A 23,720-nucleotide genomic window follows, 5' to 3' on the forward strand; every position below is an offset into this window, starting at 1 on the left:
GCAGGCCTTGCGGCCTGCATCGTTGAATACGCCGATACCTCTTGATCAATGCCTCAACGTGACGAATGACCCACTAATGAGGCTAAGCTTTTGTGTTAGTTGTCTTCATCCAGCTCTTCGGCAGCATCTTCATGAGATAGCTGCATGCCGCTGATGGGTAAGGTAACGCCATCAATGGTGACCTGGTCGCCGAGAAGTTTTACTCGGCCTTCCAAGAGCCACCGCACCGCGATAGGAAAAATCAAGTGCTCGCGCTCAAGCACGCGGGATTTGAGGCTGTCTTCCGTGTCATCAGCGCTGACGTTGACCACGGCTTGAATAATGCAGGGGCCGCCATCCAGCTCTTCGGTAACAAAGTGTACGCTACAGCCGTGTTCTGCCACGCCGTCGGCCAGAGCGCGGGCGTGGGTATGAAGCCCCTGGTAGGCTGGCAGTAGTGATGGGTGAATGTTGATCAACCTGCCCAAGAAGCGCTGTACAAACCGGGGCGTGAGAACCCGCATGAAGCCAGCTAGCACGATAAGATCCGGTTCGTGACGTTCAATGACCTTAATTAGGGCACCATCAAACGCATCACGACTGTCGTATTCACGATGCGGTAATACCACGGCATCAATGCCGGCATCCCGTGCCCGCTGCAGTCCCATGGCTTCTGGCTGGTTGGAGATGACGGCAACGATCTCTCCACCCAGTTCATCGTGGCCCTGAGCATCGATCAACGCCTGAAGGTTTGTGCCTCCGCCAGAGATCAACACGACTACCCGGCGCGGCTCAGTTTCTGCCGCACCCAAATCGTTTTGGGCAGGTGTGCCATACATATCGCTGCTCATGATGCCAAGTTTTCCAGCTGGACCTGGTTAGAGGTATCTTCGCTATCGCTGGGTGTATCACTCTTAATGATTTCACCGATGCGATAGACCGTCTCGCCCAGCGCCTGCAAGTGGGCGCGCGCCTCATCAGCGCCGTCGGCTGGGACGACTACTACCATGCCAATACCGCAGTTGAGCACACGGTGCATTTCGTGTTCATCCACGTTGCCTTGTTGCTGCAGCCAGTCGAAAATGGCAGGACGCTGCCAGCTGGTGGCATCAATACGCGCTACAGTACCCTCGGGCAGTACGCGCGGCAGGTTTTCAAGCAGGCCGCCGCCGGTGATGTGTGAGATGGCGTGAACGGGAACATCGCTCTCGCGAATTAACGACAGCAGTGGCTTCACGTAGATGCGAGTTGGCGCGAGAAGGGCGTCGCTTAGCGAGCCGCCATCAAACGCCATATCCAGAGAGGCGTTGCTGACCTCAAGGATCTTGCGGATCAGCGAGTAGCCGTTGGAGTGCGGGCCGGATGATGCAATGCCTAGTAGCACATCACCTGCGGCTACGTTGCTGCCATCCAGGATGTCGCTTTTTTCGACGACGCCGACGCAGAATCCTGCCAGGTCGTAGTCACTGCCAGCATACATTCCAGGCATTTCGGCTGTTTCGCCGCCGACCAGTGCACAGCCAGCTTGTCGGCAGCCGTTACCGATACCTGTGACGACGTCTGCGGCCATATCCACATCCAGCTTACCCGTGGCATAGTAGTCAAGGAAAAGTAGCGGTTCGGCACCGGCGACCACCAGGTCATTGACGCACATGGCGACGAGGTCGATGCCAATAGTGTCGTGTCGGCCCAGGTCCATCGCAAGGCGTAGTTTGGTGCCGACACCGTCGGTACCAGTGACCAGCACGGGTTCGCGGTAGCCGCTTGGTAGCTCGCACAGCGCACCAAAGCCGCCAAGGCCACCCAGTACTTCGGGGCGGGTCGTGTTCTTGGCGACTCCCTTGATGCGCTCAACCAGCGCATTTCCGGCATCGATATCGACGCCTGAGTCCTTATAGCTGAGCGAGGAATGGCTGCGGTCGGTCATGGTGTGTCCTGTCTGAGCGTTGCAAACAATGTGGCGTCCAAGCGTGTCGCGGTGTATCACGCTGGGCAAGTTCGGGTGAGAATTGTAGCATTACAGCCAGCGGCTCGCATTGCGTGCCCTCTATCACACAGGGAGTGAGATGATGCAGAGACGAGGCTGGGTAGCGATTGTACTAGGTGTGATCCTACTGTGGTTCATTATCAGCATTGAACCGGTACTTATGCCGTTCTTTGTTAGCATGGTATTGGCGTATCTGGGTGACCCGTTGGCCGACCGTCTTGAAGCACGAGGACTGTCTCGGCGCCTGGCGGTTACGTTTGTCTTTATGGCGCTGGCATTATTATTGGTGTTGGCGTTGTTATTGGTTATTCCGACGCTTGGTCGCCAATTAAGCCAGCTGATTGAGTTGGTTCCCGCTGCTTTGACTTGGGTGCAGAGTACGCTGTTGCCGCAGGTTCAAGAATTGGCTGGGGTTGACCTTACCACTGACTTCCACAAGTTGCGTCAAGCCGTGATGGGGAACCTCAAAGAAACGGGGTCGCTGGCGGCAACTCTGGTGACGAAGGTGTCCAAGTCTGGCTTGGTGTTGGTAGCTTGGCTTGGCAGTATTGCGTTGATACCAGTGGTGACGTTCTATCTGCTACTGGACTGGGACCAACTGGTTGCCAAGCTGTTGGGGCTTTTTCCCAACTCATGGCGTCCAGTTGCCAAGCAGCTGGGGCGCGAGTGTGATGAGGTGCTTTCGGCGTTTTTGCGAGGACAGCTGATTGTGATGCTGTGCCTTGGCGTGATTTACGCGATAGGTTTAACACTCTTTGGCATTAAATTTGGCCTGTTGATCGGTCTGTTATCGGGGCTTGCCAGTATCGTGCCGTACTTGGGCGTTATTGTGGGCATTTCAGTGGCTGGCTTAGTGGCCTTCTTCCAGTTTGATAGCTTGTTGATGCTGTTGGCCGTGGCCGGTGTGTTTGGTTTTGGGCAGATAGCAGAAAGTGTGGTGCTTCAACCTAAGTTGCTGGGTGATAAAATAGGGCTGCACCCGGTGGCGGTGATTTTTGCAGTGTTAGCAGGGGGGCAGTTGTTCGGATTCACAGGGGTTTTGTTGGCATTGCCAGTGGCTGCGATGATTATGGTTGTCGTGCGTTATTTGCTGGTCTATTACAAGCAGAGCGAGCTTTACCAACAGCCCCCTGAGAAGCGTGGAAATCGAGCGATGGCTGACGTAAGCGATACGATGAGTGCTGAGGGTGATGGTATCGATACATTGGCAACACCCAATGAGGAAAAACCATGAGGCGATCGGCACCACCAGCCCAGCTTGCGCTAGGTGTCGGAGTGCGCGAAGAGGCGACTTTCAGCAACATGTATGCAGGGCCTAATGTTGGGTTGGTCGAAAAGCTCTCTTGCCAGCTGGATGATGAGGGAGAGCCTTTTATTTACCTGTGGGGGGGCGAAGGTAGTGGCCGTAGCCATTTGCTGCAGGCTGCTTGTCATGAGGCGTCAGACCGGGATTGTCGAGCGCTTTATCTGCCGCTCAATGACCTGGGGCATTTCCCCCCATTGATGCTTGAGGACATAGAACGCCTGGACCTGGTCGCTATTGATGACTTGGAGTCTGTCGTAGGGCGTAAGCGCTGGGAGGAGGCGTTATTTCATGCGTTCAATCGTTTGCGCGATAATGGTAAGCGTTTGCTGGTGTCTGCCGCGGTGCCGCCGCGTCAGCTCCAGGTCCAGTTGCCGGATCTGGCGTCAAGGCTATGCTGGGGAATGACGTTTCATGTGCGTGGGCTTGATGACGAGCAGCGCTTAGCGGCACTGCAGCTGCGAGCTAAGGCGAGAGGGATGCTACTGAGCGAAGAAGTGGCGCGCTATATCTTGCATCGAGAGCCGCGCCGACTTGATGCGTTGTTTGCCTGCCTTGAAACGCTGGATAGCGCCTCGCTATCGGCCCAGCGTCGGCTGACAATTCCTTTCGTCAAACAAACGCTGGGCTGGTGAGCTCTTTTGACAAGGCGTGGCATGCTTAAGGGTCAATCTTAAGGGCCAATCTTAAGGGGCAATCTTAAGGGCTAACTTAAGGCTAATCTTAAGGGCTAAGCTGGAGCTCTTTGCTTTCTCCCTTGGCCAAACGAACTTCCGCAATGGCGATGCGGCGTTTGCTGGTATTTGGGTCAATCAGGCTGCCTGATACATAGAAGTCGCCACTGGGTAGATTGCGCAATACAAAGTAACCTTCCTCATTGCTTCGCGTGGTATGCGTATATTCTCGGGCCCTTGGGTCTGCCTTGGTGACCGCTCGGCCTGCCAGTGCTCGCTCAGCCGCTTCGGCAGAGTAGGTGGTGACCGGAGCAACTGAGATGGTTTCGTCGGCACCAATGACAGTGCCTCCTTGGGTTGGCAGTACCAGGCGTCCACTGATGGTGGCAGTGCCTGTTTTTTTCAATGCGGCATATTCATCAGCAGGAAATGCTATTTTCCTTTCTACCCGTTTAGCTGGCGGCTTGGGTTTGGCTGGCGTTTCAGGCTGACTAGGTGCGGGCTTATTTGGCTCGCCACGGTCGATGACTTCGGGCGCACGAATGACGGTCCCGCTGGGATAATAGGTTTGACATCCGCTTAAGCCGACGAGAGAGGCGAGAAGCATGCCGGCAATAATACGCTTTTTCATCACGCTGTCCCTTGTTCAATGGGAATAATTAGACCGCTGGTTTAGGTGATAAGAGCCTGAACAAAAAACGGAGCGACCGCAATAGCGGACGCTCCGTTTTGGTTTGTTCACGAAAGCAGCGTAATGCCGCTTTCTATTCCAGCAGGTATCAGTCCATGACTTATAGGCCTACTGGTGAACACTTGGCTTAGGCTTGGCGAGTTGCCTTAGCCGCAGCAGCAGTTGCCTGCTTAGTGTTCTCTTCTGTTAGCTTCTGGCTTTTGGTGACGAAGTCCTGCTGCAATGCCACGACTTTTTCTGCGTCGCCTTTCATGCGCTCGGTCAGGTCTTTGGCTACTTTCTGCTGGCTTTCCATGTAAGTGCGCAGACCTTCAGCATCACGAACATTAAGCAGAGCGCGTACTTGGTTCATATTCGCTTCAGCATAAGACTTGCTGGCCTCAAGCTGGGTATTGACCAGCTTTTCCGTGAAGTCGAGGTTCAAGCTGGCGAAGGCGCGAGCTGGGCCAAAGAACAAGTTCTCGAACTGAGTGGTGTCAAAGTTTTTCATGATATTTTCCATGTGAATTTCCTTTTAGAGTCAGTGAATTCAAGCGTTACGATGGATGTCGCTGCTTTTTAGATCTCTGTTGCATTGCACAATAACAAGCTTTTTGATGCGCTGCAACATAGCAGCTGGTTTTTTCTTGAATGAAGGAATGTGGTCAGCTAGCCATAAACGTAGCTGTTGTTATTTTGCATTTGGATCTTGCTCCAGGGTCTTGCATCTGCCGAGTCGTAGTCGTGTATGAGGTTCAAAACACGGGGGGATGGCGTGTATGGTTGTAAGGTGTTGAGAGCGTAGTGGCAAAAGGGGTAGCCAGATGAGCGATAAGCGAATTGAACACGACAGTATGGGCAAGCTGGATGTGCCCGTTGATGCGTTGTATGGCGCGCAAACGCAGCGCGCAGTCAATAATTTTCCAATATCTGGCCACCGTATGCCGCCGGCGTTTATTCATGCCGTGGCACGAATCAAGTTGGCGGCTGCCACGGTTAATTACGACCTTGAGTTGCTTGACGGCGAGCGTGCTGATGCCATTGGCCGTGCCGCTAGCGCTATTATTAATGGCGAGCATGATGATCAGTTTCCGGTAGATGTGTATCAGACGGGATCGGGCACTTCGAGTAACATGAATGTTAATGAAGTGATTGCACACCTTGCTAGCCGTGAGGGGGTGACGGTCGGCCCCAATGATCACGTCAATATGGGGCAGTCGAGTAACGATGTTATTCCTACGGCGCTGCATTTGTCCGCAGCGATTGAGCTGACAGGGACTTTGCGGCCAGCGCTTACGCATCTGCGTAAACGAATCAATGCGCGGGGCATGGCGCTTGATGAGGTGGTCAAAACGGGGCGTACACATTTGATGGACGCCATGCCACTGCGAATGAGCCAAGAGTTAGGCGGCTGGTCAAGCCAGTTGGGGCAGGCCGTTGAGCGCTTTGATAGTGTACTGCTAAGGCTGTGTCGCCTGGCTCAGGGCGGTACCGCAGTGGGAACCGGTATTAACGCTCATCCAGAGTTTGCTGAGCGCATGGCCGCCGCGCTGAGTCAGCAGACGGGGCTTGCGCTTGAACCTAACGATAGTTTCTTTGCCAGCTTAGGTGGGCAGGATGCTGCGGTAGAGCTTTCAGGGCAATTGCGCGGGTTGGCTTGTGTCATCATGAAAATTGCCAACGATTTGCGTTGGATGAATTCAGGGCCATTAGCGGGGCTTGGCGAGATTGAATTAGAAGCCCTGCAGCCGGGTAGCTCAATTATGCCAGGCAAAGTCAATCCGGTGATTCCTGAGGCGGCCGCGCAGGTGGCTGCCCAGGTTATCGGTTTGGATGCCGCAGTCACTGTGGCGGGACAGAGCGGCAACTTTCAACTCAATGTGATGCTGCCGCTGGTGGCCAATAATTTGCTCACCTCAATAACGTTAATGAGCAATATTTCCTACCTGCTGGCTGATCGTTGTATTGCGACGTTCAAGGTGCGAGAAGAGCACCTGCGAGAGCCACTGTCGCGCAACCCCATTCTGGTCACTGCGTTGAACTCGGTGATTGGGTATGAGGCTGCTGCAGCCATTGCCAAGCAGGCTTACAAAAGTGGCCGTCCAGTGATCGATGTGGCAGAAGAGCAAACTCGGCTTTCTCGTGCAGAGCTGGAGCGTCTATTAGACCCCGTGGCACTGACGTATGGTGGAGTGCCGGGTTGAAGCCTGGTCAGACCTGTTGTGTTCGGGCTTGTCCTTCCATGATGGTGTCTTTTGCTTGCTGGTGTTCCTCACGGCAAGCAGAGGGCGGCTCATGCTCATCGCTACGGGAAGGGCGGTAGCACAGGGTGGCAAGTATCGGAAAGTGATCAGAGCCGAAGCCGGGTAGTCGGTGTAGGCGGCTGAGAGTGAAATGCTCGCTGACAAACACATGGTCCAGCGGCCAGCGCAGCAGAGGGTAGCTCGCATGAAAGGTGCTGAACAGGCCTCGGCCACGACGTGGGTCTAACATGCCGCTGACTCGGCAAAATAGCCGAGTCGTACGTGACCAAGCAACGTCGTTAAGGTCGCCAGCCACTAGCGTTGGAACTGGGTGCTCATGAATGCGTTTGCCAATTAGCAGTAATTCCGCATCGCGCCATAGCGACTCCTCGCTTTCGCCAGGTGCTGGTGGCCTAGGGTGTAGTGCGTGAAAGCGAACAGTATCGCCGCTGGATAATGTTACGCCGGTGACAATGGAGGGAATATCGTCCTGAATCAGGCGCTCAATGGTGGGTGAAACTAAAGGCAGTCGCGAATACAGGTGCATGCCGTAGAGGTTGTCCTGGGGAATTCGCACGGCGTTTGGCATGTCCTGTGCCAGGGCTTCATCGAGTTGTGTTTGCCACCAGTCGTCCGATTCTAGCGTGAGCACAATGTCTGGCTTATGGTGCTGAATCAGTTTGATTAGCCCTGCTGCGTTACGGTTAGGCGTAAGCACGTTGGCAACCAGAAGGGTCAGGCAGCGGTCATTATGGCCAGGTTCGGCAGTTTTGACTTGTGTCGGCCATATCGGAGTCCAGGGCAGAATATGACGAGCCTGTAACAACAGGGTTGTTAGACCCGCGCTAAGAACCACCCAGAATCCTGGTGAGTTAAGCAGTGGTGCGCAAGCGAGCGGCAGCATCGCTAGCACGGCAATTTGTAAGCGCGGAAATTCACAGGCGCGTATCCACCATAGTGTCGATGGCAGATAGGCTAAGAGCGTCGCTGCGAGTGTCAGCAGGGAAACAGTGACAATGATGAAGGTAAACATGCTCTGTTTCCTTTGTGGCAAGAGTTCAGAATAATAACGATAACACGCAACGCAATGAGCAAAGAACGCCTTGCCGAGTATTACTGCTCGTATTGCTGGGCGTTTTATGACAACGCGGATAATTGAGTGCTACATCAGAATGACATAGGCTCAGTGTCGGTAAGCTATCATTTTTTCCTGCTGTCAGGATTTTCTCATGCCTTCGTATCTGCTCTCTATCGACCAGGGCACCACCAGCTCTCGGGCGATTTTGTTCGATAAAAAAGGACACGTTGTGCATATTGCTCAGCGTGAGTTCACACAGTATTTTCCTGAAGATGGCTGGGTTGAGCATGATCCTGAGGCAATCTGGGAGAGTGTATTAGGCACGTGTCGTGATGTGCTGAGTCATCCAGACATTAGCCTAGAGCAAATTGCCGGTATCGGTATGACTAACCAGCGGGAAACTACGTTGTTGTGGGATCGTGCTACTGGTGAAATGCTGTATCCAGCGATTGTCTGGCAGGATCGGCGTACCTCGGATGCTTGCCAGCGGCTGCGCGACCAAGGTTATGAGCCGCTGGTCAGTCAGCGCACAGGATTACTGATTGATCCCTACTTTTCTGCCACTAAGCTCGCCTGGTTGTTAGATAACGTGGCAGGTGCCCGCGAGCGGGCTGAGCGTGGGGAGCTGGCCTTTGGTACCGTGGATACTTTCCTGATATGGCGACTCACTCAAGGGCGAGTGCATGCCACCGATGCTACCAATGCCTCGCGCACCATGTTGTTTGATATTCACCGCCAATGCTGGGATAGCGAACTGTTAGCGCTGTTTGATATTCCTGATAGCGTGCTGCCAGACGTTAAGGACTCCAGTGATGATTTTGGTTCAGCCGATGCTTGTTGGTTAGGAGGTGAATTACCCATTGCTGGCGTGGCGGGTGATCAGCAAGCCGCATTATTTGGTCAGGCTTGTTTCGAGCCAGGGATGGGGAAAAGTACCTACGGTACCGGCTGCTTCATGATCGTAAATACGGGAAAACAGGCCGAGGCGTCACGTAACCGCCTACTGACAACAGTGGGTTATCGTTTAGATGGGGTACCAACGTATGCCATGGAGGGCAGTATTTTTGTGGCAGGTGCGACCATGCAATGGCTGCGCGATGGTCTTAAGTTGTTTGCCAATGCCGCTGAGACCGAACAGTTGGCCAGCCAGACTCAGGCGGGAAACCATGTTTACTTAGTGCCTGCTTTTACGGGGCTGGGTGCGCCGTACTGGGACCCAAAAGCGAGAGGGGCGATTCTTGGCTTAACTCGTGATACAGGTATTGCTGAGATTGTGGCGGCGGGATTGCAAGCCGTGTGTTATCAGACGCGTGACCTTCAGGCGTGTATGAGTGATGACATGAGTGCTGCGCCCAGCGCGTTAAGAGTTGACGGCGGCATGGTGGTGAATAACTGGCTAATGCAATTTCTTGCTGACATGCTCGGCGTGGAGGTTGATCGCCCCGTAACTCAGGAAATTACCGCGCTGGGCGCCGCTTATCTGGCAGGCTTACAGCTCGGTTGGTATAGCGATCTAAATGATATTGCTGAGTTATGGCACGCCGAACGGCGTTTTTATCCCAGCATGGAGCCCGCTCAGCGAGATCGACTATATGCCGGCTGGCTGAATGCTGTTAATCGGGTGCGATCTGAGCCAGCATCTGAGTGCCAAGTCATTGAACACTGACGGCTTGTCGATAGCCCCGTAGCAATAATTGCGCTTGCAATCTGTCGGTCGGCAAGTACAATACGCTTCCGTTGTCGCGCTGAAATTCAGCTGTGTGGCAAGAAACAAGACATAATTTAGGACCATAGCTCAGTTGGTTAGAGCGCCACGTTGACATCGTGGAGGTCGGCGGTTCAAATCCGCCTGGTCCTACCAAGTATCTGCTGATATTTTGTTAGAAACAATTTCAGCTTAGTGAGTCAGAGTTAATTTAGGACCATAGCTCAGTTGGTTAGAGCGCCACGTTGACATCGTGGAGGTCGGCGGTTCAAATCCGCCTGGTCCTACCAAATTTCAAAAAGCCCCTGAGTTTTTGCTCAGGGGCTTTTTTGTTGTTCTCTGCTTAGCTCGTAGTGGTTAAGTTAATAACCAGCTTGCTGTGGGCAATAAACACCTCTATTAGCCGTTCGATACCTTTTTGGTCAACGTCACTGAAGCGAGCGGGTATGGGGCTGTCTAGATCCAGTACGCCCCAGAGCTCAGCATTGACGATAATCGGTACTACCAGTTCGGCGCGAGAATCAGCGTCGCAGGCAATATGATCGGCTACAGCGAATACGTCATCAACGCGCTGGGTGGTGCGTTCTCTGGCCGCTTTACCGCAGACTCCTTTGGAAAAGGGGATGGGGTGGCAGGCTGGCTTGCCCTGAAAACTTCCTAAACACAGTACCTCGGGGCGACATTGTAAATAGAAGCCCGCCCAATTCAGGTCAGGAATCTCTTGCATAATAAAGGCGCAGGTCTGGGCGCTATTGGTTAGCCAGTCGCTGTCATCGAGCAGGGAGGCCAATTGGCGGGCCAGAAGCGGGTAATCGGGGTGTTGCACGAAATGCTCCATGGCTGCGATTGCTATAAAAGAATAAAAGGAAAGGCGTCAGCCAAAACGGGCCGACATTCGTCGGCCCGTCGCAAGGCGGCTGTTGCGCTGGTTTGTTACACGGCTGAAATTCGCGCTACGGTGCCGGTAGCTGCGCAACGATTACTCCCAACCAGGTACTGCGGCACCATCGAACAGTTCTTTGGCCTTGGCAGCCACTTCCTCGCTCTGGTAAGCATCGACTAGCTGAGTAATGGGCTCGGCAGTCTCATCGCCACTGCGTACAGCGATGATGTTGACGTAGGGCGACTCAGGTCCTTCGCGCACCAGAGCGTCGTCTAGGTTTAGCCCGGCGGGTTGGGCGAACGTGTTGTTAATGAATGCTAGGTCAACATCGGGCAGTACGCGGGGCAGCTGAGCTGCTTCGATTTCACGGAAGGCAAACTTGCGGGGGTTTTCAGTAATATTCAGTGGTGTCGCTTCGAGGTTTTCAGGGTCATCCAGAGTAATCAAGCCCTGATTGTGAAGCAGAATCAGAGAACGGCCTTCGTTTGTCGGGTCGTTGGGAAGAGCAATGACAGCGCCTTTTGGCAGGGCATCAAGGCTGTCGTATTTTTCGGAGTATGCCCCAATTGGATAGACGAATGTTAGCCCAGCGATGGCAAGGTCGTAGCCGCGGTCATTGATCATTGTCTGTAGGTAGGGCTTATGCTGGTAAGCATTGGCATCCAAGCTGCCATCTGCCAGCGCGGCGTTGGGCGTCACGTAATCGGTAAATTCGATGATTTCGACATCCAGGCCGTGGCGCTCTTTCGCGAGTTCGGCAGCCACCTGCATGACATCAGTTTCTGGGCCAGCGATTGTGCCAATTTTAATGCTGTGTTGCTCGGCGTGAGCCTGGCCGATGGCCAGTGCCAGTGCGGTAGCGGCAAAGCCGCGAATCAGAATGTTGCGCATGTCATTGTCTCCCTGACGAGTAAAAGTGCGTGTGACTCATAGTAATGGAATATGTACTGTTTTTGTAATTCTTTTTGGTTATTAGTTTTGGTGGTCTGAAAACGCGATGTCAGGTGATGGCGCGCCTTTTGCCGCCAACCGGCTGTCAGCCTTGTTGCTCATCAATCGGTGCGTTATGGTTTGTGAGTGTTAGACACGGGGTGTCCCGCTAGTCGTGGGGCTGAGACAACACCCGTTGAACCTGATCCAGTTCATACCGGCGAAGGAATGTCTACGCAGTGCTCGTCAAGGGCGCTTTGCGTGTGCCTTTGCCTTCACTTTGCCATCCGCAGTGAATGGCATAATAAGGACCACATATGAGCACTGATTTTTCCTCTTCTTCTTCCGCATCTCCTGTTGCGTCGGCGCCGTCCTCGTTGCCAGTGGCGCTGCCGCTTGATCAGCAAATCGTGTTGGTAACCGGCGCAGGGCGTGGTTTAGGTGCTAGCCTTGCGCGTGCCTTTCTCACTGCAGGGGCACGAGTCGTCGTTAATTACCGCAACAGTGCCAGTGGCGCTCAAGCGATAGTGGCTCAAGCCCCTGAGCGGGCGTTGGCGGTGCAGGCTGATGTATGTGATGCTGGCGCGGTCAACGCCATGGTTGAGACAGCTCGGCAGCATTTCGGTGCGCCAGTGACTACGCTGATCAACAATGCACTGCCAGACTTTTCGTTTAATGGTGAGGCGCGTCCTGATGTGGGAGCCCTGCGCTGGGAGCAGTTGGAGCAGCAGTTTAGAGGTGTTAACCAGGGCGCTTTGAATCTGGTTCAGGCGGCGCTTCCGGGGATGCGTCAGCAGAGCTTTGGGCGCATCATTAATGTAGGCACCAACTTGTTTCAAAATCCCGTCGTGCCTTATCACGACTACACCGCCGGTAAGGCGGCGCTGTTATCGCTGACGCGCACGTTTGCTCATGATTTAGGGCCGGATAACATCACCGTGAATATGATTTCTGGCGGTCTGCTGCGTACCACTGATGCATCTGCGGCTACGCCTGACGCAGTTTTTGCGCTGATTGCTGCCAACACACCGTTGCGCCGAGTCATTACGCCTGACGAATTTGCTGATGCAGCGCTGATGTTTGCTTCGCCTTGGGCCCGCGCAGTCACAGGGCAAAATTTGGTGGTTGATGGCGGATTGGTAAAAGACTGATGGCGACCAGTATGCATTTGAACCTGTTTATCATGGGGTGTGGTCATCATAAAGCGGCGTGGCGCCATCCAAGCTCTGCTGTCGAGCGTCTTGGCGATATCAGCTACTATGAAGCATTGGCGCGCACGGCTGAACGTGGCAAGTTCGATGCGGTATTTTTTGCTGACGGGCAAGCGGCTGGCAATGTTGCGGATGGGCCGTTGTGGTTTTTGGAGCCACTGACCACGCTTGCTGCGATGGCTCGCGCAACCGAGCATATCGGCCTGATCTCCACTATTTCCAGCACCTTTTACACGCCGTTTCATGCGGCGCGAATGCTGGCATCATTGGACCATATTTCACGCGGGCGAGTGGGCTGGAACCTGGTGACGTCAATGTTCGATAGTGAGGCGCGTAATCATAATTATCCTGCAATGCCGTCACATGCTGAGCGCTACTCTCGGGCCGCCGAGTTCGCTGATACGATGCTGGCGCTGTGGGATAGCTGGGAGGAAGATGCTCTGCGCTGTGATCGTGCAGGCCTGTTTGCTGACCCGGATAAGGTCCAGGCCATTACGCATCAAGGTGAGCACTTTCTGGTTGATGGGCCGCTTAATATTCCGCGCCCACCTCAGGGACGGCCAGTGCTATTTCAAGCAGGCGCTTCTGAGCAGGGGCGTGACCTTGCCGCTCGGTATGCCGAAGCGATTTATGCCGTGGCTTATGACCTTGACTCGGCCCAAGCCTATTATCGTGATATCCAGGCGCGGGTAGCAAGTTGTGGCCGCTCGCCGGTGGCCATTATGCCCGGCTTGGTGACGTATGTGGCGTCTAGCGAGGCAGAGGCCCGAGTGCGTCAGCGTGAGCTGGATGTGCTGCTGCCTACCCAGGATTCGCTTCGTCAGCTAAGCCAGTTTATCGGTCAGGACTGCAGTGACTGGGCGTTGGATGCACCACTACCAGCGCTGCCGCCGCTGGAGGAATTTACCGGGCCTAAAGGGCGCTATGCCACGATTCTGCGCATTATTGACTGTGAGAAGCCAACGCTGCGTGAGTTGCTCGGGCGACTGGCGGCGGGTGGCGGGCATTGCACCATGATTGGTACGCCGGAAAAAATTGCTGATGAAATGCAGCGCTGGGTAGAGCAGGGCGGCGCTGACGGCTTTAATTTGATGCCGCCGGCGCTGCCTTCAAGTATTGATGACTTTGTCGATCAAGTGGTGCCGGTATTACAGCAGCGGGGGCTGTTTCGTCGAGAATACACGGGATGCACCTTACGCGAGCACCTCGGCCTAGAGAGGCCGAGTGCATCGTAAAGCCTGCGTTATGACTAACGGCTAAAGCGTTGTACCAGAGTCGCCAGGCGCGAAAAATCAAAATGCTCCTGAGCCGGTAATACACGCATTAGTACAACAGAGGTGAGCACTGGCACCAAGGCGGCGAGCAAGAAGCTCTCCAACAAGGTGTCAGTACTTGCGCCGGGAGCGGGAAACATCAATAGCCCTGCCACCAGCCCGCACGTCGTGCTGATCACGGCATTACGACCCTCATAACGACGGTTAAATAACCCAAAAAATACCGGAAATGCGGCTGCTGAACACAGCAGGTCAGCCAGTAAGAACAGATAGAGCACGCTGAACCCTTGAGCGGCAACCCAGGTGATTGGCAGGGCGGCGAGCACAATCAGCCAGCGAGCAAAGCGCATCAAGGTGATTTCACTGGCGTTAGGTAGCAGGCGGTGCATATCTACCGCAATGATGCTGGAGGTGGCGTTGATAGTGGAGTCGGCACTGCTCATCACCAGTGCTAGCCCTAGTGGAACCAGCGCCAGTGCAAACCACAGCGGTACGTTGTCCAGTAGCACGCTGAATAAGGCGACAGAGCCATCGCCTTCTAACCCCAGGCCGACAAATGCTAATCCGAACAGCCCCATCATGAAGATGATCGGCAGGTTAAGTAGGCCGCTGATCCAGAAACTGCGGCGCAAAACGCTGACGTTTTTTGCTGCATAGATACGTTGCCAGGTGCCTTGGTAGAACAGCCCGGTTAGCACCACGGCAATAAAGAAGGTTATGCCAGCGCGTATGCCGCCCGTATCACTGAAATCCAGTAACTCCGGGGCGCGTTGGGCCAGGCCGTCAACGGTTGGCGCAATACCGCCAGCGGCTTGCCAGCCAAAGAATAGCAACAAGGCCAGTAAGGGAAGTATTACCACCATTTGTACCTTGTCGGTAAAAATGGAAGCGCGTAGCCCGCCATAGAAGGTATATAGCACCGTGGCCAGCATCACGACACTGGCCGTCAACCACAGAGGAATAGGAGCTAGCAGTGTTACCATGCGAGCCACAGCGGTGAGGCCCGCCGCCAGTGAAATGAACAGATAAAGCAGCATGATCGAGAGTGTAAAGGCGTACATGGTGCGCCCGTAACGGTGGATCACAAACTCCGTGAGCCCATGTCCTTCGGGCATGAGTTCACGAATACGCTGGCCGAGCGGAATCATGATCAGCCGCGGTACGCAAGACCCCAGGGCGTAACCCAGTAACGCGCCGATGCCGCCCCATGTCGCCGCTTGTGCAGGGCCAAATAAGACCCAAGTGCCAAGTGTGGTGGCCAGTAAGGTAATCACTGTAGCGTGAGTGTTTTGTGAATTTCGCGCAGCAATGTAGTTATCTAGATCTACCGGGTGACGGCGGGCATACAGCAAGCCAGGAATGGCAAAAGCAGCAGCGCAGAATATTAGCCAAGTGGCCGTCCAGACGGGGTCAAGTGACATGGTGGTGCATCCTCTATCCATGGTGACCGGGGCGGTCCAGGCGGGCCTCGTCGCGCAATAATAATGCGCGATGAGCAGGAAGAGGCAAGCGAGCTTGCGTGTAAAATCCTTCCCTTCGCCGGCATGACCCGGATCAGGTTCAAAGGGTTACCAGCCGTATTGCTGGATTCTCAGCCCAAAAGGGCACCCCTAGGAGAAGCACGAGCGTAGATAGAGAAAACCGATAAGTCAACTTGATGAAAGCGTCGGTAGGCCGTTAAGCACCAAGGACTATTTGTGATCGCTTTTGCGTACCAGGTAATCGCCTAGGCTTTGGAACAGTTGCACCATGACAACCAAGATGACCACGGTAATTAGCATAATGGTCGGGTTGAAGCGGTTGTAGCCGTAGCGAATGCCCAAGTCGCCAAGGCCGCCGCCGCCTACTGCGCCGGCCATGGCTGAGTAGCTGATCAACGTAACGGCGGTGACGGTCAATGCGGTAAAAATTCCACCGCGAGCTTCGGGCAGCAGCACGCGAGTAATGATCTGCCAGGGCGTGGCACCCATGGACTGCGCCGCTTCAACCAGTCCAGGAGATACTTCATTGAGTGCTCCCTCAACCAGCCTGGCGATGAAGGGAATAGCCGCAATAGTCAGCGGTACTGACGCAGCATTGGTGCCGATTGATGAGCCCACCAGCATGCGGGTAAAAGGGATGATCGCCACCATCAGAATGATGAAAGGAACCGAACGACCAATGTTGGTGATGATCCCCAGCACGCCGTTGAGTGCTGGGTTGGCCAGCACCTGCCTAGGGCGCGTGACATACAACAAAACGCCCAGAGGGATACCTAGCAGTGCAGAAATAACGCCAGAAATGCCCACCATGTAAAGGGTGTCGAGGGTGGCCTTGAGAATCAGGTCAAACATCGCGCTGGACATGGCCAAGCACCTCCACGGTCAAGTCGTGCTGTTGTAAATAATCGAGGGCCTTTTGGGTATCAGCCTCTGAGCCCATTAGTTCAGCAATCATCAGGCCAAGAGTGCGCTCCTGAATTGACTCAACCTTGGCTTGCAGAATGCTGACATCAACACTGCAGTCTCGGGCAAGGCGCGAGACCAGTGGCGTTGATACCGCGTCGCCGGAAAAAGCCAAACGCACCACGGGGTGCGTGTTAGCTCTTGGGTGCTCTTCCAGCCGTTCTATGAGTGCCCGCGGTGGTTCAAGCTCCAGAAAGTCATTGAGAAACTCACGGCCCAGCTGGGTGCGAGGCGCGGTAAAGAAGTCACCTACCTCGGCGTCTTCGACCAGCACACCATCGGAGATCAAACTGACACGATGGCAGATGGTTTTTACCACTTCCATCTCATGGGTGATCAGCAGGATAGTCAGTCCCAATTTACGGTTGATGTCTTGCAGTAGTTCCAGAATTGAACCGGTGGTTTGCGGGTCCAGTGCTGAGGTAGCCTCGTCACACAGCAGCACCTTAGGTTGGCTGGCTAGCGCACGCGCGATGGCCACGCGTTGCTTTTGCCCTCCAGACAGTTGTGCCGGGTACTGGTTGGCCTTTCCTGCCAAACCCACCAGCTCGAGCAGCGGCGTAATACGTTGCTGAATTTCGCTACGTCGCATGCCCATTAGCTCTAGTGGCAATGCCACATTGGCGGAGACGGTTCGCGACGTCAGTAGGTTGAAGTGCTGAAAGATCATACCAATACCGTGACGCGCTTTGTTTAAGGCGTCGCGAGACAGTTGAGTCAGTTCTTGACTGTCAACTGTGACGGTACCCGTTGTTGGGCGTTCCAGTAGATTGACGCAGCGGATCAGCGTTGATTTTCCCGCACCAGATAAACCGATTACGCCATGGATCTGGCCTTTAGGCACATGAAGGCTAGTCGCCTTGAGTGCTTCAACAGGCGCACCTTTTTTTGATTCGTAAGTTTTAGAAACGTTATGCAGTTCTATCATTCGGGCCACCAAAATGGCGCCTGGTTAGCTGCGGGCATGTGCTGGGCTGTCATAGAGGGAATTGGCTTGTTGAAAAGCCACCTCAAGAAAGGGTGGCCGTTATGCAAGACACACCCGTTTAGCTGCACTTCACACGCAGAAATATCAGCGTGCTGGCGCCCGCAATCTGGGGGTCAAATCGGCGCCGACAAAAGAGGTCGACAAGCCTAGGGTTCAGGGGCGAGCTTGTCAATTATAACCGCCATAACGTACATGTTTTGTAGGGGAAAACGTGGCCGGCGACTATTTATACCGTTATCTATTCAGCCGTTTCACTCAACGCTAGACTGGATACATGCCTCACAGCTCTCTAAACTATCAGCATATTAGTTAATTATTAAGTTATCGCTAATTTTACCGTTAACAGATGACGCTTAGCAGGTACTCTGTTAGGCAAACAGGAGAACAACGCATGTTTACCGGCATTGTGCAGGGCACCGCTGAACTCGTCACAATTAATGAAGCCGATGCTTTTCGCACCCATGTGCTGGCGTTGCCAGGCGCGATGCGCGATGGGCTCGAGGTCGGTGCGTCAGTCGCTCATAACGGTGTTTGCTTAACCGTAACGCACATTGACGGCGAGCACGTCAGCTTTGATTTGATGCGTGAAACCTTGCGTGTCACCAATCTAGGGGCGCTTGGCGTTGGTGATAAGGTGAATATTGAGCGGGCGGCGCGCTTTGGTGATGAAATTGGCGGTCACGCCATGTCAGGGCATGTAATGGCGATGGCTGAGCTGATTGAGATTGATGCGGCACCGAATAATCGTCGTATATGGTTCAGGCTACCTGCAGAGCTAAGGCGTTTTGTGTTTGCCAAGGGGTACATCGGTGTGGATGGCGCGAGTTTAACAATTGGTGCAGTAAGAGAGTCTGAATCGAACCAGAGTGGCCAACAGGGGTTAGAGTTTTGTGTCGACCTGATACCAGAAACTCTGGCGCGTACCATAATGGCGGAGCGAGGCGTGGGGGAGCAGGTCAATATCGAAATTGACCCGCAAACCCAGGCAATCGTCGAGACTGTCGAACGTGTCATGGTCGCTCAGCGTCACGAGTAAAAAAGCCCCGCTAATGCACACTGTGAAGATGCCAACAGTCACGTCATCCGGTACCATGTGCGGCTTTCTCGCCTTTGGGTTTCCTTTCGCCTACGCAGGAACGACCTCATGCTGAATCGCCTGTTTGAGAAGCACTTTAAGCTTACCGAGCACGGGACTGACGTTAAAACAGAAGTTATCGCCGGTATTACCACTTTTCTTACCATGGCCTACATCATTTTCATCAACCCGAGTATTCTCTCGAAGTCGGGAATGGATTACGGCGCGGTATTTGTGGCGACTTGTCTGGCAGCAGCCATTGGGTGTTTGGTGATGGGGATTTATGCCAACTACCCCATTGCTCAGGCACCAGGCATGGGCCTGAATGTATTCTTCACGTACAGCGTAGTGTTAGGAATGGGCTATAGTTGGGAAACGGCGCTAGGTGCGGTGTTTCTGTCGGGCTTTACCTTCTTTCTTTTGAGTATCTTTCGCATTCGTGAATGGATCATCAATTCAATTCCGATGTCGCTGCGGCTGGGAATCGCTGCGGGTATTGGTTTGTTTCTGGGCATGATTGCGCTTAAAAATGGCGGTATTATTGTTCAGCATCCTGCTACCTATGTGGCGCTTGGTGATATGACCCAGCCTGCAGCGCTGTATTCGCTGGCGGGGTTTTTCGTGATTACGGCGTTGTCGTACCTACGGGTTACTGGTGCGGTGATGATAGGAATTCTCGGTGTTACCGTGGTTGCCATTATCTTGGGCCATAACACCTTTGGCGGCTTGGTATCGATGCCACCATCCATCATGCCCACACTGCTTAAGTTAGACCTAGCAGGTGCGTTTGATGTGGCGATGCTTAGCGTTATTTTTGCGTTCTTGTTTGTCGATTTATTTGATACCTCTGGCACATTAATTGGTGTTGCCCACCGAGGAGGCCTGCTCGACAAAGACGGTAAATTACCGCGTATTGGGCGTGCCATGATGGCAGACAGCACTGCTTCCATGGCCGGGGCTGCATTAGGTACGTCAACGACAACAAGTTATGTCGAGTCGACGGCAGGTATTGCTTCTGGCGGAAGAACAGGGCTTACCGCGGTTGTTGTTGCGATCCTGTTCCTGCTCAGTTTGTTTTTTGCGCCGCTGGCTGGTTCGGTTCCCGCCTACGCGACCGCTGGTGCATTGTTGTATATCGCGGTGCTGATGGCGGGTAGTTTGGCTCATGTCGACTGGAATGACCCCACGGAAGCGGCGCCAGTGCTAGTTGCGGCACTGGCGATGCCGTTAACGTTTTCTATTGCTGAAGGCATTGCACTGGGTTTTATCAGTTTTGTGGCGATTAAAACGTTATCTGGCCGTTTTCGCGACCTCAATCCTGCGATTGTTATTCTGGCCCTTTTGTTTGCTGCCAAGTTTTTGATGTTTAATTAATCTTTGATCGTTGCGGAAAGGATTCGAAAGCTCGATGAGTATCTACGGTGATTATATTAAATCAGTGATTCGTACCGTACCCGACTGGCCGCAGTCGGGTGTGAATTTTCGCGATATCACACCACTTTTGCAGAACAGCTCTGCTTTTCGCAAACTGATTGATGGTTTTGTGCATCGCTATCAGGAGATGAATCTTGATGCGATTGCCGCTATTGATGCGCGTGGCTTTATTGTTGGTGCGCCGTTGGCTTACGAGCTGAACTGTAGCTTTGTGCCGGTGCGCAAAAAAGGTAAGTTGCCATTTTCTACCATCAGCGAGACTTACACGCTGGAGTATGGAGAGGCGGAAGTTGAGTTACATGCTGATGCCTTTAAAAAAGGCGATCGCATCTTGGTCATGGATGACCTGATTGCTACGGGTGGCACCATGTTGGCTGCTGCCAAACTGATCACCCGTAGTGGTGGCCTGGTGGTAGAAACCGCCACAATTATTGACCTGCCGGAGCTCGGCGGTTCCAAACGCATTCGCGAAGAAGGCTATGATGTTTTCGCGGTGTGTTCCTTTAACGAAGACGAGTAACTCGCCCATGACCAGCCAACGCTATCACCAGCATTTCATCGTTTCCTGGGATCAGCTCCAGCGCGATGTTCGTGAACTGTGCCATCAACTGGTAGAGCGCGACTTCAAGGGCATTGCGGCCATCGCTCGCGGGGGGTTAATTCCGGCCGCTCTGATTGCTCGTGAGCTGAATGTACGCCTGATCGACACCGTATGTATTAAAAGCTATGACCGCATGGATCAAAGCAGCCTTGAGGTGCTTAAAGGGGTTGAGCATGACGGAGAAGGCTGGCTACTGGTGGATGACCTGGTGGATACCGGAAAAACAGCGCTTAAAGTCCGTGAAATGATGCCTAAAGCACATTTTGTGACGATCTATGCCAAGCCGGACGGAAGACCTTTGGTGGATCAGTACTTGACCGAAGTGGCTCAAGACTGCTGGATTCGTTTTCCGTGGGACATGGGCGTGGCTTATGTTGAGCCGCTGGTTGACCAAGTTCGGCGCTAAGTGATGAGCTATCTTCTGCCTGCTAGCTGGCAAGCACATTTAGGCGCCGAGTTTACGGCACCTTATATGCAGCAATTACGTGAATTTCTGGCGCACGAGAAGGCCGCTCACAAGGTGATTTATCCGCACTCCAGTGAGTGGTTTCGTGCTTTTGAGTTGACACCACTGGATGATGTTCGCGTCGTTATTCTTGGTCAGGACCCGTACCATGGGCCGAACCAGGCTCACGGGTTATGCTTCTCGGTGCGCCCGGGGCAGCGTGTTCCGCCATCCCTGGTCAATATCTATAAAGAGCTGAATAACGACTTGGGTATTCCGCCCGTGAAACATGGTTGTTTGGAGAGTTGGGCGCGTCAGGGGGTGTTGCTGCTTAACACGGTGTTGACGGTGGAGCAGGGGAAGGCGGCTTCGCACCGTGGCCAAGGGTGGGAAACATTGACTGATTGCGCTATTGCGGCGGTAAATGCTGAAGCTAAGCCGTCGGTGTTTCTGCTGTGGGGCGGTCATGCGCGGCAAAAGAAAGCGCTGATTGATACCCGCCGCCATCTCGTGTTGGAGTCACCTCATCCTTCGCCGTTATCGGCTTATCGTGGTTTCTTTGGTAATCACCACTTCTCTCAGGCGAATGCCTTTTTGCAACAGCATGGGCGTAGGCCTGTTGATTGGCAGCTACCGGACTCACCCTGAGCCGCACGATTTTTGGCTTGGTTGTTTGTGAGTCTTGGTATCTGGCGATTGTTCGTTCTACACCTCAAGGCAGTATACGGTTAATATATCGCGCCAGAAGCGGGTCGCTGCTGTCAGGCAGTGCCCGTGGTTCTGTCAGACTGTCTATTGCCCTGTCTTCCGCGAGGTTTTTTTATGAGCGTTCACTCTATTCAACACCCACTGGTTCAACACAAGCTGGGATTGATGCGTAAGGCTGGTATCAGTACCAAAATATTTCGCGAACTGGCGGGTGAAGTCGCCAAGCTGCTGACTTACGAAGCTACCAGTGATTTACAGTTGGAAGATACAAGTATTGATGGCTGGAGTGGTAAGCCGATTGCCGTTCAGCAGCTTAAAGGTAAAAAGGTGACAGTGGTGCCAATTTTGCGTGCCGGGCTCGGTATGCTGGATGGTGTCACGGATTTAGTGCCTAGCGCGCGCATTAGTGTGGTTGGGCTTTATCGTGATGAGGAAACGCTACAGCCGGTGCCTTATTTTTCGAAGTTGGCAGGGGATATGTCCGAACGCCTGGCCATTGTGATTGACCCGATGTTGGCTACCGGCGGCTCCATGCTTGCTACGCTCGATATGCTGCGCGATAGCGGTTGTACTCAAATGAAAGTGATTGTGCTGGTTGCGGCGCCTGAAGGTATCGCTCTGGTGCAGAAGTCTTACCCAGACATTGAGATTTATACTGCGTCAGTGGACGAGGGGCTGGATGAAAACAGCTATATCGTCCCTGGGCTGGGAGACGCTGGCGATAAAATTTTTGGTACGCGCTGAATTGAGCAGGTACTAGTCTGTGGTGCCTGGCGCTGTGATGCCTAGTGCTGAGCTATTTTACGTCATGTTACTTGACCCGGCCTGGAGTTACTTATGTCTCTAAAAACAGGTGCTTCACGCGCCACTGGTGAATCTCCGCTGCATACGTTGCTAACTGGCGCGCAGATGCTGTTTGTGGCTTTCGGCGCTTTGGTGCTGGTGCCTTTACTGACGGGGCTTGACCCTAATGTTGCGCTGTTTACTGCTGGCGTTGGCACGTTGGTATTTCATGCCGTTACTGGCGTTAGCGTGCCGGTATTTCTGGCATCGTCATTTGCTTTTATCGCGCCGATTCAAAGTTCGGTGGCCAATTTTGGTATTCCTGCCACCATGGGGGCATTAATGGCGGCAGGCGTGGTTTATGTCTTGCTGTCGCAGTTGATTCGTGTGCGTGGTACCGCATTACTGCATCGTCTGTTGCCTCCCGTGGTGGTCGGGCCAGTGATCATGGTAATTGGCCTAGCCTTAGCGCCTACAGCGGTAAGTATGGCGGTGGGTGAAACCAGTGAGCATATAACGACAGGGGCAGCCATGCTGTTGTCGATGTCGAGCCTTTTAGTCACCCTGGTGTTAGCGGTGTTTGGCCGTGGGCTGCTTCGGCTGGTGCCAATTATGGGCGGTATCGTTAGCGGTTATGTGTTGGCTATGCTGATGGGGGTTATAGACTACTCGTCAATTCAACAGGCTGACTGGTTTGCATGGCCAGACTTTGTTGCTCCTAGCTTCAACTGGGCAGCGGTACTATTCATGATTCCCGTGGCGATTGCGCCAGCCGTTGAGCATATCGGCGATATGGTGGCCATTGGTTCGGTAACGCGTAAAAACTACCTGGAAACGCCGGGGTTACATCGCACGCTGCTGGGTGATGGTTTGGCGACTTGCACGGCGTCGCTGTTTGGTGGGCCGCCTAATACGACCTATTCTGAAGTGACTGGTGCGGTGACACTGACTCGGGCCTTTAACCCGTGGATTATGATAATTACCGCGGTCATCGCGATCTTGGCATCGTTTGTCGGCAAGCTTGGCAGCTTGCTGCAAACTATCCCGGGGCCTGTGATGGGTGGCATTATGACCCTGCTATTTGGTTCGATTGCCGTGGTGGGTATGAACACCCTGGTGCGTGCAGGAAAGCCACTGACCTCGCCGCGCAACCTGGTTGTTGTGTCGCTGATTCTGGTATTCGGCATTGGCGGAATGCAGGTCGGCGGCGGTCAGTTTACCTTACAAGGCGTCGGCTTGGCCGCCGTTGTTGGTATCGTCCTTAACTTCGTATTGCCACGCAGCGAAGAAGACTGAATATCGGCG

Annotated in this window: 23 protein-coding genes, 2 tRNA genes and 2 riboswitches; of the genes, 15 read left to right on the top strand and 10 right to left on the bottom strand. The window is 53.8% G+C overall.

What is annotated here, in order from left to right; all coding sequences use genetic code 11:
- Positions 1-95 precede the first annotated feature (95 nt).
- Together purN and purM are read right to left on the bottom strand one after the other, a co-directional pair.
- Complete coding sequence (gene purN, locus H616_RS0106970) at positions 96-830, bottom strand: phosphoribosylglycinamide formyltransferase (protein WP_027966720.1); 735 nt, start codon at positions 828-830, stop codon at positions 96-98.
- Complete coding sequence (purM, locus tag H616_RS0106975) at positions 827-1,906, bottom strand: phosphoribosylformylglycinamidine cyclo-ligase (protein ID WP_027966721.1); 1,080 nt, start codon at positions 1,904-1,906, stop codon at positions 827-829. Before purM ends, purN begins: the two co-directional genes overlap by 4 nt.
- Before the next feature lie 139 nt (positions 1,907-2,045).
- On the opposite strand from purM, the gene H616_RS14425 reads away from it, so the two are divergent.
- Both H616_RS14425 and hda read left to right on the top strand, forming a co-directional pair.
- The gene (locus H616_RS14425; RefSeq protein ID WP_338035745.1) at positions 2,046-3,200 is read left to right on the top strand and encodes an AI-2E family transporter; all 1,155 of its coding nucleotides are present in this window, start codon (positions 2,046-2,048) and stop codon (positions 3,198-3,200) included.
- Positions 3,197-3,904: a DnaA regulatory inactivator Hda gene (hda, locus tag H616_RS0106985; protein ID WP_027966722.1), complete on the top strand. Its 708-nt coding sequence runs from the start codon at positions 3,197-3,199 to the stop codon at positions 3,902-3,904. Before H616_RS14425 ends, hda begins: the two co-directional genes overlap by 4 nt.
- 88 nt (positions 3,905-3,992) lie before the next feature.
- Here hda and H616_RS0106990 read toward each other — a convergent pair whose 3' ends face one another.
- Both H616_RS0106990 and H616_RS0106995 read right to left on the bottom strand, forming a co-directional pair.
- Entirely contained in the window at positions 3,993-4,574 is a 582-nt protein-coding gene (locus tag H616_RS0106990) for a hypothetical protein (RefSeq protein ID WP_035572724.1), read from the bottom strand.
- A gap of 187 nt (positions 4,575-4,761) precedes the next feature.
- A complete protein-coding gene (locus H616_RS0106995) occupies positions 4,762-5,124 on the bottom strand; it encodes a phasin family protein (protein WP_084155807.1) in 363 nt (120 codons plus the stop codon).
- A gap of 313 nt (positions 5,125-5,437) precedes the next feature.
- On the opposite strand from H616_RS0106995, the gene H616_RS0107000 reads away from it, so the two are divergent.
- Positions 5,438-6,817: a class II fumarate hydratase gene (locus H616_RS0107000; RefSeq protein ID WP_027966725.1), complete on the top strand. Its 1,380-nt coding sequence runs from the start codon at positions 5,438-5,440 to the stop codon at positions 6,815-6,817.
- Between the two features lie 7 nt (positions 6,818-6,824).
- Here H616_RS0107000 and H616_RS0107005 read toward each other — a convergent pair whose 3' ends face one another.
- A complete protein-coding gene (locus H616_RS0107005; RefSeq protein WP_027966726.1) occupies positions 6,825-7,889 on the bottom strand; it encodes an endonuclease/exonuclease/phosphatase family protein in 1,065 nt (354 codons plus the stop codon).
- A 196-nt stretch (positions 7,890-8,085) separates the two neighbouring features.
- Here H616_RS0107005 and glpK point away from each other — a divergent pair, with 196 nt between their 5' ends.
- From glpK to H616_RS0107020, 3 genes are all read left to right on the top strand, one after another.
- Positions 8,086-9,600 (top strand): glycerol kinase GlpK, encoded by a 1,515-nt coding sequence (gene glpK, locus H616_RS0107010; RefSeq protein WP_027966727.1) that lies wholly within the window; start codon positions 8,086-8,088, stop codon positions 9,598-9,600.
- A 118-nt stretch (positions 9,601-9,718) separates the two neighbouring features.
- Positions 9,719-9,795: transfer RNA gene (locus tag H616_RS0107015), tRNA-Val, on the top strand.
- Positions 9,796-9,852: 57 nt separating this feature from the next.
- Positions 9,853-9,929 (top strand) — tRNA-Val (locus H616_RS0107020).
- Positions 9,930-9,982: 53 nt separating this feature from the next.
- Here the strand turns inward: H616_RS0107020 and H616_RS0107025 are convergent.
- Together H616_RS0107025 and H616_RS0107030 are read right to left on the bottom strand one after the other, a co-directional pair.
- The gene (locus H616_RS0107025; protein WP_420835258.1) at positions 9,983-10,465 is read right to left on the bottom strand and encodes a GAF domain-containing protein; all 483 of its coding nucleotides are present in this window, start codon (positions 10,463-10,465) and stop codon (positions 9,983-9,985) included.
- A gap of 153 nt (positions 10,466-10,618) precedes the next feature.
- Positions 10,619-11,413, bottom strand: a complete 795-nt coding sequence (locus tag H616_RS0107030; protein WP_027966729.1) for a MetQ/NlpA family ABC transporter substrate-binding protein — start codon at positions 11,411-11,413, stop codon at positions 10,619-10,621.
- 186 nt (positions 11,414-11,599) lie between these two features.
- Positions 11,600-11,698, top strand: a riboswitch (TPP riboswitch).
- Positions 11,699-11,769: 71 nt separating this feature from the next.
- On the opposite strand from H616_RS0107030, the gene H616_RS0107035 reads away from it, so the two are divergent.
- Together H616_RS0107035 and H616_RS0107040 are read left to right on the top strand one after the other, a co-directional pair.
- A complete protein-coding gene (locus tag H616_RS0107035) occupies positions 11,770-12,603 on the top strand; it encodes a 3-oxoacyl-ACP reductase (protein ID WP_084155761.1) in 834 nt (277 codons plus the stop codon).
- Complete coding sequence (locus H616_RS0107040) at positions 12,603-13,898, top strand: LLM class flavin-dependent oxidoreductase (protein WP_035572727.1); 1,296 nt, start codon at positions 12,603-12,605, stop codon at positions 13,896-13,898. Before H616_RS0107035 ends, H616_RS0107040 begins: the two co-directional genes overlap by 1 nt.
- 14 nt (positions 13,899-13,912) lie before the next feature.
- Here the strand turns inward: H616_RS0107040 and H616_RS0107045 are convergent, their stop codons facing one another.
- The 3 genes from H616_RS0107045 to H616_RS0107055 all read right to left on the bottom strand — a co-directional run bounded on the left by H616_RS0107045 (position 13,913) and on the right by H616_RS0107055 (position 17,309).
- Positions 13,913-15,358 carry a sodium:solute symporter family protein gene (locus H616_RS0107045; RefSeq protein ID WP_027966732.1) on the bottom strand — a complete coding sequence of 482 codons (1,446 nt, stop codon included), beginning with the start codon at positions 15,356-15,358 and terminating at the stop codon, positions 13,913-13,915.
- 93 nt (positions 15,359-15,451) lie between these two features.
- A riboswitch (TPP riboswitch) is annotated at positions 15,452-15,559 on the bottom strand.
- Positions 15,560-15,628: 69 nt separating this feature from the next.
- Complete coding sequence (locus H616_RS0107050; protein WP_027966733.1) at positions 15,629-16,282, bottom strand: methionine ABC transporter permease; 654 nt, start codon at positions 16,280-16,282, stop codon at positions 15,629-15,631.
- Positions 16,263-17,309, bottom strand: coding sequence for a methionine ABC transporter ATP-binding protein (locus tag H616_RS0107055; protein ID WP_027966734.1), 1,047 nt, complete (start codon positions 17,307-17,309; stop codon positions 16,263-16,265). Before H616_RS0107055 ends, H616_RS0107050 begins: the two co-directional genes overlap by 20 nt.
- A gap of 451 nt (positions 17,310-17,760) precedes the next feature.
- Between H616_RS0107055 and H616_RS0107060 the strand changes: the two genes are divergently transcribed.
- From H616_RS0107060 to H616_RS0107090, 7 genes are all read left to right on the top strand, one after another.
- Positions 17,761-18,405, top strand: coding sequence for a riboflavin synthase (locus H616_RS0107060; protein WP_027966735.1), 645 nt, complete (start codon positions 17,761-17,763; stop codon positions 18,403-18,405).
- 108 nt (positions 18,406-18,513) lie between these two features.
- A complete protein-coding gene (locus H616_RS0107065) occupies positions 18,514-19,818 on the top strand; it encodes an NCS2 family permease (protein WP_035572728.1) in 1,305 nt (434 codons plus the stop codon).
- A 34-nt stretch (positions 19,819-19,852) separates the two neighbouring features.
- Positions 19,853-20,398: an adenine phosphoribosyltransferase gene (locus tag H616_RS0107070; protein ID WP_027966737.1), complete on the top strand. Its 546-nt coding sequence runs from the start codon at positions 19,853-19,855 to the stop codon at positions 20,396-20,398.
- 7 nt (positions 20,399-20,405) lie between these two features.
- A complete protein-coding gene (gene gpt / locus H616_RS0107075; RefSeq protein WP_027966738.1) occupies positions 20,406-20,885 on the top strand; it encodes a xanthine phosphoribosyltransferase in 480 nt (159 codons plus the stop codon).
- Between the two features lie 3 nt (positions 20,886-20,888).
- Positions 20,889-21,572 (top strand): uracil-DNA glycosylase, encoded by a 684-nt coding sequence (ung, locus tag H616_RS0107080; RefSeq protein WP_027966739.1) that lies wholly within the window; start codon positions 20,889-20,891, stop codon positions 21,570-21,572.
- 174 nt (positions 21,573-21,746) lie between these two features.
- Positions 21,747-22,376 (top strand): uracil phosphoribosyltransferase, encoded by a 630-nt coding sequence (gene upp, locus H616_RS0107085; RefSeq protein ID WP_027966740.1) that lies wholly within the window; start codon positions 21,747-21,749, stop codon positions 22,374-22,376.
- 93 nt (positions 22,377-22,469) lie between these two features.
- Positions 22,470-23,711 (top strand): uracil-xanthine permease family protein, encoded by a 1,242-nt coding sequence (locus H616_RS0107090; protein WP_027966741.1) that lies wholly within the window; start codon positions 22,470-22,472, stop codon positions 23,709-23,711.
- The last annotated feature ends 9 nt before the right edge of the window (positions 23,712-23,720 follow it).

Source organism: Halomonas halocynthiae DSM 14573, assembly GCF_000425725.1.
GTDB classification, from domain to species: Bacteria; Pseudomonadota; Gammaproteobacteria; order Pseudomonadales; family Halomonadaceae; genus Halomonas; species Halomonas halocynthiae.

Excerpts from the sequence above, each read along its gene's own strand:
- H616_RS0107060 (WP_027966735.1), top strand. The coding sequence starts at position 17,761 with ATGTTTACCGGCATTGTGCAGGGCACCGCTGAACTCGTCACAATTAAT.
- H616_RS0107005 (WP_027966726.1), bottom strand. The coding sequence starts at position 7,889 with ATGTTTACCTTCATCATTGTCACTGTTTCCCTGCTGACACTCGCAGCG.
- H616_RS0107000 (WP_027966725.1), top strand. The coding sequence starts at position 5,438 with ATGAGCGATAAGCGAATTGAACACGACAGTATGGGCAAGCTGGATGTG.
- purN (WP_027966720.1), bottom strand. The coding sequence starts at position 830 with ATGAGCAGCGATATGTATGGCACACCTGCCCAAAACGATTTGGGTGCG.
- H616_RS0107035 (WP_084155761.1), top strand. The coding sequence starts at position 11,770 with ATGAGCACTGATTTTTCCTCTTCTTCTTCCGCATCTCCTGTTGCGTCG.
- gpt (WP_027966738.1), top strand. The coding sequence starts at position 20,406 with ATGACCAGCCAACGCTATCACCAGCATTTCATCGTTTCCTGGGATCAG.
- upp (WP_027966740.1), top strand. The coding sequence starts at position 21,747 with ATGAGCGTTCACTCTATTCAACACCCACTGGTTCAACACAAGCTGGGA.
- H616_RS0106995 (WP_084155807.1), bottom strand. The coding sequence starts at position 5,124 with ATGAAAAACTTTGACACCACTCAGTTCGAGAACTTGTTCTTTGGCCCA.
- H616_RS0107050 (WP_027966733.1), bottom strand. The coding sequence starts at position 16,282 with ATGTCCAGCGCGATGTTTGACCTGATTCTCAAGGCCACCCTCGACACC.
- H616_RS0107070 (WP_027966737.1), top strand. The coding sequence starts at position 19,853 with ATGAGTATCTACGGTGATTATATTAAATCAGTGATTCGTACCGTACCC.
- H616_RS14425 (WP_338035745.1), top strand. The coding sequence starts at position 2,046 with ATGATGCAGAGACGAGGCTGGGTAGCGATTGTACTAGGTGTGATCCTA.
- H616_RS0106990 (WP_035572724.1), bottom strand. The coding sequence starts at position 4,574 with ATGAAAAAGCGTATTATTGCCGGCATGCTTCTCGCCTCTCTCGTCGGC.
- H616_RS0107045 (WP_027966732.1), bottom strand. The coding sequence starts at position 15,358 with ATGTCACTTGACCCCGTCTGGACGGCCACTTGGCTAATATTCTGCGCT.
- H616_RS0107030 (WP_027966729.1), bottom strand. The coding sequence starts at position 11,413 with ATGCGCAACATTCTGATTCGCGGCTTTGCCGCTACCGCACTGGCACTG.
- purM (WP_027966721.1), bottom strand. The coding sequence starts at position 1,906 with ATGACCGACCGCAGCCATTCCTCGCTCAGCTATAAGGACTCAGGCGTC.
- H616_RS0107055 (WP_027966734.1), bottom strand. The coding sequence starts at position 17,309 with ATGATAGAACTGCATAACGTTTCTAAAACTTACGAATCAAAAAAAGGT.
- H616_RS0107040 (WP_035572727.1), top strand. The coding sequence starts at position 12,603 with ATGGCGACCAGTATGCATTTGAACCTGTTTATCATGGGGTGTGGTCAT.
- hda (WP_027966722.1), top strand. The coding sequence starts at position 3,197 with ATGAGGCGATCGGCACCACCAGCCCAGCTTGCGCTAGGTGTCGGAGTG.
- H616_RS0107065 (WP_035572728.1), top strand. The coding sequence starts at position 18,514 with ATGCTGAATCGCCTGTTTGAGAAGCACTTTAAGCTTACCGAGCACGGG.
- ung (WP_027966739.1), top strand. The coding sequence starts at position 20,889 with ATGAGCTATCTTCTGCCTGCTAGCTGGCAAGCACATTTAGGCGCCGAG.
- glpK (WP_027966727.1), top strand. The coding sequence starts at position 8,086 with ATGCCTTCGTATCTGCTCTCTATCGACCAGGGCACCACCAGCTCTCGG.
- H616_RS0107090 (WP_027966741.1), top strand. The coding sequence starts at position 22,470 with ATGTCTCTAAAAACAGGTGCTTCACGCGCCACTGGTGAATCTCCGCTG.